Here is a 10485-nt window from a genome sequence, read left to right as displayed (position 1 = left end):
TTTTATGGTTAGGTTTTTCCATGTTTAATTATGAAGAGCTGTTTCAAACTCACAAAACCCCTTTTTACCTCTATGATTTTGACAAAATCAAACAGGCTTTTTTGAATTATAAAGAAGCGTTTAAGGGGCGTAAATCTTTGATTTGCTACGCTTTAAAGGCGAATTCCAATTTGAGTATCCTCTCTTTATTGGCGCATTTAGAGAGCGGGGCGGATTGCGTTTCCATAGGCGAGATATATAGGGCTTTAAAAGCTGGGATCAAGCCTTATAAGATCGTGTTTAGCGGGGTGGGTAAGAGTGCGTTTGAAATAGAACAAGCCCTAAAACTCAACATTTTATTTTTGAATGTGGAAAGTTTTATGGAATTAAAAACGATTGAAACAATCGCTCAATCTTTAGGGATAAAGGCCAGGATTTCCATTAGAATCAACCCTAACATTGACGCTAAAACGCACCCCTATATTTCTACCGGTTTGAAAGAAAATAAATTCGGCGTGGGAGAAAAAGAAGCTTTAGAAATGTTTCTTTGGGCTAAAAAAAGCGCGTTTTTAGAGCCTGTTAGCGTGCATTTTCATATCGGATCGCAGCTTTTAGATTTAGAGCCGATTATAGAAGCGAGCCAAAAGGTGGCTAAAATCGCTAAATCTTTGATAGCGCTAGGGATAGATTTGCGTTTTTTTGATGTGGGCGGAGGGATTGGCGTGAGCTATGAAAATGAAGAGACTATCAAGCTTTATGATTACGCACAAGGGATTTTAAACGCGCTTCAAGGCTTGGATTTGACTATCATTTGTGAGCCGGGCCGCTCGATCGTGGCTGAGAGTGGGGAATTGATCACGCAGGTTTTGTATGAAAAAAAGGCTCAAAACAAGCGCTTTGTAATCGTAGATGCGGGCATGAATGATTTTTTACGCCCCAGTTTGTATCATGCTAAGCATGCCATAAGGGTCATAACGCCTTGTAGGGGGCGTGAGATTTCGCCTTGCGATGTGGTAGGGCCTGTGTGCGAGAGCAGCGACACTTTTTTAAAAGATGTCCATTTGCCAGAATTAGAGCCAGGCGATAAATTAGCCATAGAAAAGGTTGGGGCTTATGGCTCTAGCATGGCCAGTCAATACAATTCGCGCCCCAAACTCTTAGAATTAGCCCTAGAAGATCACAAAATCAGAGTGATAAGAAAAAGAGAGGCTTTAGAAGATTTATGGCGGCTAGAAGAAGAAGGCTTAAAAGGGGTTTGATTAGATGCAAAAGAATTTGGATAGTCTTTTAGAAAATTTAAGGGCTGAAATTGATGCGCTGGATAATGAATTGAGCGATCTTTTAGACAAACGCTTAGAAATCGCTTTAAAAATCGCTCTCATCAAACAAGAAAGCCCCATTTATTGCCCTAAAAGAGAGCGAGAAATTTTAAAACGACTCAGCCAAAGGGACTTCAAACATTTGAATGGAGAAATTCTTACGGGTTTTTATGCAGAGGTTTTTAAGATTTCTAGAAAATTTCAAGAAAACGCCCTAAAAGAGTTAAAAAAATAAAAGAGAGTTGGTCATGTTTGAAAAAATTACCCTAGCGCATAAGGACTTGTTTTCAAGGTTTTTAAGCGCTCAAAAAATCGTGTTATCAGATGTGAGTTTTACCAATTGCTTTTTATGGCAGCATGCAAGGCTCATTCAAGTGGCTGTGATTAGGGATTGTTTGGTGATTCAAACCACTTATGAAAATCAAAAACCCTTTTATTTCTACCCTATCGGTAAGAGGCCGCATGAATGCGTAAAAGAGCTTTTGAAGCGAGAAAAAAATTTAAGATTCCACTCCCTGACTTTAGAGCAAAAAGACGATTTGAAAGACAATTTTGTAGGGGTGTTTGATTTCACTTACAACAGAGACAGGAGCGATTACGTTTATTCTATTGAAGAATTGATCGCGCTCAAAGGGAAAAAATACCATAAGAAAAAAAACCACCTAAACCAGTTTTTAACCAACTATGCGAATTTTGTTTATGAAAAAATTTCTCCTCAAAATAAAAAGGAAGTTTTAGAAGCCTCTAAAGCGTGGTTTTTAGAAAGCCGGACCGATGATATAGGGTTAATCAACGAAAATAAGGGCATTCAAAGCGTGTTAGAAAATTATGAAAGCTTGGATTTAAAGGGGGGGCTTATTAGGGTGAATGGAGAAATAGTCTCGTTTAGTTTTGGAGAAGTTTTAAACGAAGAGAGTGCACTCATCCACATTGAAAAAGCCCGCACAGATATTGTGGGCGCGTATCAAATCATCAACCAGCAATTGCTTTTGAATGAATTTAGCCATCTAACTTACGCTAACAGAGAAGAAGATCTAGGATTAGAGGGTTTAAGAAGGTCTAAAATGAGCTATAACCCGGTGTTTTTGATAGACAAATACGAAGCGGTTGCTAGAAATTAAATGATTTTTGGGGATTTTAAATATCAAAAAAGCGTTAAAAAACTCACCGCCACTAATCTTAATGAGCTTAAAAACGCCCTGGATTTCATCTCTCAAAATAGGGGGAAGGGGTATTTTGTAGGGTATCTTTTATACGAAGCGCGTTTAGCGTTTTTAGATGAAACTTTTCAAAGCCAAACCCCTTTTTTGTATTTTGAACAATTTTTAGAAAGAAAAAAATACTCTTTAGAGCCTTTAAAAGAGCATGCGTTTTACCCTAAAATCCACAGCCCTTTAGATCAAGAAACTTATTTCAAGCAGTTTAAAGCCGTTAAAGAGCATTTAAAAAATGGCGATACCTATCAAGTGAATCTCACGATGGATTTATTTTTAGACACTAAAGCCAAACCAAAGCGCGTTTTTAAGGAAGTGATACACAACCAAAATACGCCTTTTAAGGCTTTGATAGAAAATGAGTTTGGGAGTGTTTTAAGCTTTTCGCCGGAATTGTTTTTTGAATTAGAGTTTTTGGACACAGCGATTAAGATTATTACAAAACCCATGAAAGGCACGATCGTGTGCTCAAAAAACCCCTTAATAGATGAAAAAAACCGATTGTTCTTGCAAAATGACGACAAAAACAGAAGCGAAAATGTGATGATTGTGGATTTATTGCGTAACGATTTGAGCCGCTTGGCCTTAAAAAATAGCGTGAAAGTCAATCAATTGTTTGAAATCATCAGCTTGCCTAGCGTGCATCAAATGATAAGCGAGATTGAAGCAAAATTGCCCCTAAAAACCAGTTTGTTTGAGATTTTTAAGGCGTTGTTCCCTTGCGGCTCTGTGACCGGATGCCCTAAAATAAAAACCATGCAAATCATTGAAGATTTAGAAAAACGCCCTAGGGGGGTGTATTGCGGGGCGATAGGCATGGTTGAAGGAAAAAAGGCCCTTTTTAGCGTGCCTATCCGCACTTTAGAAAAAAGAGCGCATGAAAATTTTTTGCATTTGGGGGTAGGGAGTGGGGTAACTTATCAAAGTAAAGCGCTAAAAGAATATGAAGAGAGCTTTTTAAAAAGCTTTTTTGTGATGCCCAAAATAGAATTTGAGATCGTGGAGACGATGAAAATTATCAAAAAGGATCAAAAATTAGAGATTAACAATAAAAACGCCCATAAAGAACGCCTTATTAGTAGCGCTCAATATTTTAACTTTAAATACGATGACAATCTTTTAGACTTTGAATTGGAAAAAGAAGGGGTTTTAAGGGTTTTACTCAACAAAAAGGGCAAGCTCATTAAAGAATATAAGCCCCTAGAGCCTTTAAAAAGCCTAGAAATCCGTTTGAGTGAAGCCCCCATTGATAAACACAATGATTTTTTATACCACAAGACCACTTATGCCCCTTTTTATCAAAACGCTCGAGCGCTCATTAAAAAAGGCGTTATTTTTGATGAAATCTTTTATAACCAGGATCTAGAACTCACTGAGGGCACTAGGAGCAATCTTATTTTAGAAATCCATAACAGGCTTTTAACCCCTTATTTCAGCGCGGGCGCGTTAAACGGGACGGGTGTAATGGGGCTTTTAAAAAAAGGTCTTGTTGAGCATGCCCCTTTGAAATTGCAAGACTTGCAAAGAGCGGCTAAAATCTATTGTATCAACGCGCTATACGGCTTAGTGGAAGTGAAAATCAAATAACCATAAAAATAGAGTAACTAAAACCTCATTTTTTAGAAATAGGTTACTAAATAGAGCAAAAAAGTTAAAACTCGCCCGCAATAATCGTAATAATTAAAGTTTTCATATTCATTATAGATCCATTTACACAATTATTTTATAAATCCAAATAGAGGGTTTGTAGGAACTCTCATCAAAAAACAAGGAACATAATATGAGACATGGAGATATTAGTAGCAGCCCAGATACTGTGGGTGTAGCGGTAGTTAATTATAAGATGCCTAGACTCCACACTAAAGAGCAAGTGTTGGAAAATTGTCGCAATATCGCTAAGGTGATTGGTGGGGTCAAACAAGGTTTGCCCGGGTTAGATCTGATTATTTTCCCTGAATACAGCACGCATGGGATTATGTATGACAGACAAGAAATGTTTGACACAGCTGCAAGCGTTCCTGGAGAAGAAACCGCAATCTTTGCTGAGGCTTGTAAGAAAAACAAGGTTTGGGGAGTGTTCTCTTTGACTGGGGAAAAACACGAGCAAGCTAAAAAGAATCCCTATAACACTTTGATTCTTGTCAATGATAAGGGCGAGATCGTGCAAAAATACCGCAAAATCTTGCCTTGGTGTCCTATTGAATGCTGGTATCCTGGGGATAAAACTTATGTGGTTGATGGGCCTAAGGGCTTGAAAGTTTCTTTGATTATTTGCGATGATGGGAACTACCCTGAAATTTGGCGCGATTGCGCGATGCGTGGGGCAGAACTCATTGTGCGCTGTCAAGGTTACATGTATCCGGCTAAAGAGCAACAAATTGCGATCGTGAAAGCTATGGCGTGGGCTAATCAATGTTATGTAGCGGTAGCGAATGCGACCGGTTTTGATGGGGTGTATTCCTATTTTGGGCATTCTAGCATTATTGGTTTTGACGGGCATACTTTGGGCGAATGCGGGGAAGAAGAAAATGGTCTTCAATACGCTCAACTTTCTGTGCAACAAATCCGTGACGCGAGAAAATACGATCAAAGCCAAAACCAACTCTTCAAACTCTTACACAGAGGTTATAGTGGGGTTTTTGCTAGTGGCGATGGGGATAAGGGTGTGGCGGAATGCCCTTTTGAATTCTATAAAACTTGGGTGAATGATCCCAAAAAAGCTCAAGAAAATGTAGAAAAATTCACTCGCCCGAGCGTGGGTGTGGCCGCTTGTCCTGTAGGCGATTTGCCCACGAAATAAAGGGCAAAAGGAGGGGGGGCTTCATAGAAGCTTAAAAGCATTTTTAATACCTCTTTTTGGAACGCTTAAAAACCACCAAAAGACTACAAATATTTCGTTAAAGACAGATTATTGATTTTGTTCGTGGAAGCTAAAACAGCGTTATAGTTGTTGGTGAGATTGGAAAATTTATTGTAAGTTTCTGCCATATCCGTGCCGGTCGTTTCCCCACGAATGCTTTGAACTTGCGTTTTTAAAACTTCATTACGCCTGATAATGTTTTCAAACGCCTTACCATGAGCGCCGTTTTTAGCGATCATTTTTTCTATGTGATCGCTCAAGTGATCCATAAGGGTGATGCCGTTTTGAATGCCTAAATTACGCATGTCGCTAGAATAAGTATCCCCTAAAGCGTCCGGGCGATAAATCCCTTTTCTTACCGAAGTGATGATATTTTCTAATTGATCAAAAAAATTCACGCTTGGCTTGTCAATAACTAGAGCGTTATTAGCGTTTAATTTAAGGCTTGGTTTGTCGCTGTGCAAGGCGTTTTGAGAAAAATCGTTCGCGTCTTTATCAAAAAGCATGAACTGCATTTTGGTGTTTGAATGCATGTTGTCTTGGATAATGACTTTTCCCTCTTCATTCAAATCAACAGAAAGGTTGTCTTTAGCTTGTTTTAACAACTCAATAAAGCGCTCCTTGCTTTCTTTTGAAGTAGGGTTATCGCTGATTTGTTGGTAGATGGCGGGGTCAGTATTGCTGTAATTGAGCGCGATACTCATCGCATCCATAAGTTGCCTATAAGTTACTTCATTGGGTTTAGAAGCTTGAATATTAGCGCTTGTGGGGTCATAAAGCGGGATTTTAACGCCATTGGGCAAACTTAAAAAAGCCCCATTATTATCCAAGATCATTTGCGCTTTTAAAAACGAACCATTCACATCGTTTAATTTCATGTCAAAAACGCTATTTTCTAAACTCCCCTTAGCCATTTCACTCAGTTTAGTAGATCCGTTAGCTGCGCCATTTTGAGCGATTTGGGCCACATTGCTTTCTAATTTTGCCCCTTCTTTATTGAAATAGGTTTTTTGGTATTCGCTCGCGTTATTAGTAGGGATACCGGCCACTTCTAGCCCTTTTTGATCTAAAGCGCTTAAAACAAAAGAAATAGGCGATTGGTTAGAAGAATTATCAATAATCCTCAAACGCCCGTTTGTTGCAATTTCCACATCCACTTCATTATTGAAGCGTTCTTTAATTGTATCTTTCAAATCTTTAATCGTAGAATTTTTCACATCTAAAAGAATGGGAATATCCAAATTAACAGGGAGGTTTGGGATTTTAATAGCGCTTGTTTCATCCGAACGGCTGGCATTGATTTTTAAAGTTTGCACGCTATCGCCAAAAATCTCGCTCAATTTAGTGTTTTTGTTGGCTAAAACATTGTCTTTAGTTACAAACACGCTAGGGATTTCAAGAACTTTAGGATTATACATGTTAGGCACCGCTTTAACTTGGCTCAAACTCCTATCAGTTACAAACGCGCTTTTGACGTATTCAGTAACCCTTTTACCGCTCGAACGCAAGGCGTCTAAATCATCAAAATCCCCATCGCTAGAAATCAAATGAAAATCCAAATTTTCACTGCCAGGCGTTAGGTTTTTAATCTCAATTTGCCCCCAATTATTCAAACTCACATCCACGACTTTATTTTGTGAAGTGTTCCCGTAAGCATGACCGATTCTATCCAACAAATCGCTCACTTTAGTCGCACTTTTTTGATTTTGATAGGCTTTATCCAGCGCGAATTTTTCTTTAAAACTAGAGCCATCAGGCCTAATGCCCTGCAAATAAAAAAATTCTTTAGGGTCATTGGTGGGGTCTTTATCGTTATCGCCGATGAGTTCTCGCAAGGTATCGCTGGGTTTAATAAAAACTTCTTCAGGTAATGAAGAATGCTCTAAAGCGTCCATCACATCAGGGTGGAGCTTGTTTTGATTGAATAATTTGATGTTGGTGGTGATGAGTTTGTGTTTGTCTTTATCTGCGCCTAAAAACAAATCTTGCCCGCTGATATTGTAAGGCACAAGGTTATCGGAGCTGATGAGCGCGTTTAAATCTTCGCCATTGCCATGGTATTTCCCCTCGCTATCAATGGGAGGTCTATCCACCTTACTGCCCCCAAATAAAAATTCCCCTCCTATGGAGGTGTTAGCGACATTCATCATATGCTCCCTCAAGCGTTCCAAATCGTTAGCGATAGCGGCGCGAGAAGTTTCTGAATGCACATCGTTAGCGGATTGGATGAGCTTGGTTTTAAAAGTCTCCATCGTTTTAGAAAGTTCTTGCAAGGCTTTGTCGGTATTGAGCGTTGAAGTGTAAGCGTTTTGAGCCACATCAATGCCTTGATCTAAGGTGTTTTCTTCGTATTGGAATTTTAAATTCTGGTTGTTAATGTTGCTGTTTTGATAGCCATAACGGATTTTTAGCCCTGAAGCGATCTGCGTGTTAGCGTCGTTGATTTTATTTTGTAAAGCGTTTTGATAGTTATTCATTTGGTTGTATTTTGAGCCAAAGGTAACGCGCATGATCAAATCCTTATTGGTTTTTTAACAAACAAGCTAAAAGTATTCCAAAACAAGTTAATAACAATTGTGAGTGGTTTGAATGGGGCAATGCGGGTTAATAATGGCGGGTTAAATGGGGTGTTTTTGAGTAAAAAAATTCTTTTAATGTGGATTTAATCTAAATTTAAAGTTAAATTTTAGCAAATACTCACTATAATAAGCGTTTATTTTAAAAAGAGCGTTCAATTTTTAAGGAATAGAAATGTCATACGCAATATTCAAGCATGGCGGTAAGCAATATAAAGTCGTTGAAGGCGATATTGTTTTACTAGATAAAATGAATAAAGAGCCTAAGGCTTTAGTGGAATTAATGGAAGTGTTAGCCGTATCCAAAGAGGGCAAACTTTCTTGCGGGAAACCCTTTGTGAATGGGGCTAAAATTGAAGCGGAAGTGATCAATGAAGGGCGTGGCAAAAAAGTCATCACTTTCAAAAAACGCCGCCGAAAAGACAGCAAAACCAAGCGTGGTTTTAGAAGAGATTTCACTCGTGTTAGAATCACTAAAATTGTAGCATAAGGAGTATTAAACAATGGCACACAAGAAAGGTCAAGGGAGCACGCAGAATAACAGAGATTCTGCAGGAAGACGCTTAGGCGTGAAAAAATTTGGCTCAGAATTTGTGAGAGCAGGGAATATTATCGTGCGCCAAAGAGGCACTAAAATGCATCCTGGTAATAATGTGGGCATGGGGAAAGACCATACCTTATATGCGCTCATCGATGGCGTTGTGAAGTTTGAGCATAAAGACAGAAACCGCAAGAAGGTTTCTGTGGTTAGTCAAAATTTTGGGGAGTAGGGTAACCTTTAAGGGTCAATTAAACTTTTGGGTGTTTGTTAAACGCCTATAAACGCCATAAAATATTTATAATTTAGATCTCTATCCTTTATAGAATTTGTTGTGGAGATTGGCTTATGAATAATGTTTTTGTTAAGGGTTTGTTTTTTTTTCTTTTGTTGTTTGGGTCTTTTTTGAAAGCTTCAGAAAGCCCAAACGCTACTCTTAATCCATCTAAAGAAAATGTTTCTGTTGAAGAGCAAAAGCGTTTTGGAGGCGTTTTAGTTTTTGCTAGAGGCGCTGATGGCTCAAGCATGGATCCGGCCTTAGTGACTGATGGCGAAAGCTATGTGGCAACGGGCAATATTTATGACACGCTCGTGCAATTCAAATACGGCACCACAGAAATTGAACCAGCCTTAGCGACAAGTTGGGAAATATCCCCAGATGGTCTTGTATATACCTTTCATTTACGCAAAGGGGTTTATTTCCACCAGACGAAGTATTGGAATAAAAAAGTGGAGTTTAGCGCTAAAGATGTGCTGTTTTCTTTTGAGCGCCAGATGGATAAGGCTAAACGATACTATAGTCCGGGGGCTAAAAGCTATAAATACTGGGAAGGCATGGGCATGTCTCATATTATTAAGAGCATTGAAGCTTTAGATGACTATACCATTAGATTCACGCTTAATGGGCCAGAAGCTCCGTTTTTAGCTAATTTAGGCATGGATTTTTTGAGCATTTTGAGTAAGGATTACGCTGATTATTTAGAACAAAATAATAAAAAAGACGAGTTGGCTAAAAAGCCTATTGGGACAGGGCCTTTCAAATTCTTTTTATGGAATAAAGATGAAAAAATCATTCTTTTAAAAAATCAAGATTATTGGGGGCCTAAAGCTTATTTGGATAAGGTGGTGGTGCGCACCATTCCTAATCCTTCCACTCGCGCTTTGGCGTTGCGCACCGGTGAAATCATGCTCATGACCGGGCCTAACCTCAATGAAGTGGAGCAGTTAGAAAAAGTCCCTAATATCGTGGTGGATAAGAGTGCTGGGTTGTTGGCAAGTTGGCTTTCATTGAACACGCAAAAAAAGTATTTTAACAACCCTTTAGTGCGTTTAGCTATCAACCATGCGATTAATGTTGATGATTACATCAAGGTGCTTTATGAAGGCTTTGCCCAAAAAATGGTCAATCCTTTCCCGCCCACCATATGGGGTTATAACTACAACATCAAACCCTATGAATACGATTTGAAAAAGGCTAAAGAGTTATTGAAGCAAGCGGGGTATCCTAACGGCTTTAAAACCACTATTTTTACCACTGCCACCCGTAACCCAAAAGGAGCGGTGTTCATACAAGCGAGCCTGGCTAAAATTGGCATTGACGTGAAAATTGAAGTGTATGAATGGGGGGCTTATTTGAAAAGAACGGGCTTAGGCGAGCATGAAATGGCGTTTGCAGGCTGGATGGCAGACATTGCGGATCCGGATAATTTCTTATACACCTTATGGAGCAAGCAAGCAGCCTCAGCTATACCCACTCAAAATGGTTCCTTTTATAAGAGCGACGCCTTTTCAGATCTTCTTGTAAAGGCTAAACGGGTTTCGGATCAAAAAGAGAGGGAAGCCCTTTATTTAAAGGCTCAAGAAATTATCCATAAAGATGCGCCCTATGTCCCTTTAGCCTACCCTTATTCAGTGGTGCCGCATTTGTCTAAAGTCAAAGGCTATAAAACGACCGGAGTGAGCGTAAATCGCTTCTTTAAAGTGTATTTAGAAAAGTAAA

Annotated in this window: 9 protein-coding genes; 8 read left to right on the top strand and 1 reads right to left on the bottom strand. The window is 39.1% G+C overall.

What is annotated here, in order from left to right:
* Positions 1 to 20 precede the first annotated feature (20 nt).
* From lysA to FIM44_RS03300, 5 genes are all read left to right on the top strand, one after another.
* Positions 21 to 1238, top strand: a complete 1218-nt coding sequence (gene lysA / locus FIM44_RS03320) for a diaminopimelate decarboxylase (RefSeq protein WP_140579080.1) — start codon at positions 21 to 23, stop codon at positions 1236 to 1238.
* 4 nt (positions 1239 to 1242) lie between these two features.
* A complete protein-coding gene (locus FIM44_RS03315; protein ID WP_001171389.1) occupies positions 1243 to 1533 on the top strand; it encodes a chorismate mutase in 291 nt (96 codons plus the stop codon).
* 13 nt (positions 1534 to 1546) lie between these two features.
* Positions 1547 to 2419 carry a DUF2156 domain-containing protein gene (locus FIM44_RS03310; protein ID WP_140579079.1) on the top strand — a complete coding sequence of 291 codons (873 nt, stop codon included), beginning with the start codon at positions 1547 to 1549 and terminating at the stop codon, positions 2417 to 2419.
* Positions 2420 to 4099, top strand: a complete 1680-nt coding sequence (locus FIM44_RS03305; protein WP_140579078.1) for a bifunctional chorismate-binding protein/class IV aminotransferase — start codon at positions 2420 to 2422, stop codon at positions 4097 to 4099.
* Positions 4100 to 4292: 193 nt separating this feature from the next.
* Positions 4293 to 5312 (top strand): aliphatic amidase, encoded by a 1020-nt coding sequence (locus FIM44_RS03300; protein WP_001215709.1) that lies wholly within the window; start codon positions 4293 to 4295, stop codon positions 5310 to 5312.
* A gap of 83 nt (positions 5313 to 5395) precedes the next feature.
* Here FIM44_RS03300 and flgL read toward each other — a convergent pair whose 3' ends face one another.
* The gene (gene flgL / locus FIM44_RS03295; protein ID WP_140579077.1) at positions 5396 to 7882 is read right to left on the bottom strand and encodes a flagellar hook-associated protein FlgL; all 2487 of its coding nucleotides are present in this window, start codon (positions 7880 to 7882) and stop codon (positions 5396 to 5398) included.
* Between the two features lie 241 nt (positions 7883 to 8123).
* On the opposite strand from flgL, the gene rplU reads away from it, so the two are divergent.
* The 3 genes from rplU to FIM44_RS03280 all read left to right on the top strand — a co-directional run bounded on the left by rplU (position 8124) and on the right by FIM44_RS03280 (position 10484).
* On the top strand, positions 8124 to 8438 hold the full coding sequence (rplU, locus tag FIM44_RS03290; protein WP_140579076.1) for a 50S ribosomal protein L21: 315 nt from the start codon (positions 8124 to 8126) through the stop codon (positions 8436 to 8438).
* A gap of 13 nt (positions 8439 to 8451) precedes the next feature.
* Complete coding sequence (gene rpmA, locus FIM44_RS03285) at positions 8452 to 8718, top strand: 50S ribosomal protein L27 (RefSeq protein ID WP_000940618.1); 267 nt, start codon at positions 8452 to 8454, stop codon at positions 8716 to 8718.
* Between the two features lie 116 nt (positions 8719 to 8834).
* Positions 8835 to 10484, top strand: a complete 1650-nt coding sequence (locus FIM44_RS03280; protein ID WP_140579075.1) for an ABC transporter substrate-binding protein — start codon at positions 8835 to 8837, stop codon at positions 10482 to 10484.
* Position 10485: the final 1 nt, after the last annotated feature.

The organism is Helicobacter pylori, from assembly GCF_006440215.1.
GTDB lineage: Bacteria > Campylobacterota > Campylobacteria > Campylobacterales > Helicobacteraceae > Helicobacter > Helicobacter pylori_CS.
The sequence above is the reverse complement of the archived record's forward strand: the minus strand, read 5'-3'. Positions and strand labels throughout refer to the sequence as shown.